The sequence below is a fragment of the Actinoplanes sp. ATCC 53533 genome, assembly GCF_003947245.1.
In genome coordinates this window covers 1-625 of the sequence record NZ_QHHV01000711.1, presented here as the reverse complement: position 1 = coordinate 625, position 625 = coordinate 1, and the positions used below count along the sequence as shown (strand labels likewise).

At 68.6% G+C, this 625-nt stretch carries 1 pseudogene; it reads left to right on the top strand.

Going from position 1 to position 625, the window contains the following annotated elements:
* Positions 1–103 precede the first annotated feature (103 nt).
* A pseudogene (locus tag DMB66_RS60780) lies at positions 104–625 on the top strand (integrase); the annotation flags it as partial.

Below are 625 nucleotides of genomic sequence, written 5' to 3'. Positions count from 1 at the left end.
GCTGATCACCGCTCAGCGTGAAGGCATCGCGTTCGATGAGCGCTGCGGGCTGCCCGAACCGATGGCCCGTGCGCTGAACACCCGGAGTTGGTATGAGCACGTGGTGGCCTTCGTAGATCTGAAGTGGCCGCGCGCCTCGGCGAACCACCGCAAGGGCATCGCCGAGACGCTGGCCGGAGCAACAATGTTGCTGCTCTCCTCGACGCGAGGCATGCCGCCCGAGGCGACCCTCCGGAAGGCCATGCGTACCTACGTCTGCAACAAGAACCGACGCGACGCCGGACCGCCGCCGCCCGATCTCGCCTCGGCCGTCGCATGGGTGGAGACGAACACGGTCAACCTCATCGATCTCGCCGATGCGTCCCTCGTACGGAAGGTGCTCGACGGCCTGGCGCTGACGCTCGACGGGCGGGCCGCCGCTGCCAGCACCGTTCATCGCAAGCGGGCCGTGTTCAGCGGCGCACTCCGCTACGGGGTCGAGTTGGGCCACTTTACCGGCCACCCGATGGACAACGTCAAGTGGTCAGCGCCCACGGCCGAGGACGAAGAGATCGACCGGCGGGCCGTCGCCAACCAGCAGCAGGCGCGGCGACTCCTCGCCGGGGTCCGCCAGACCACGCCCGAA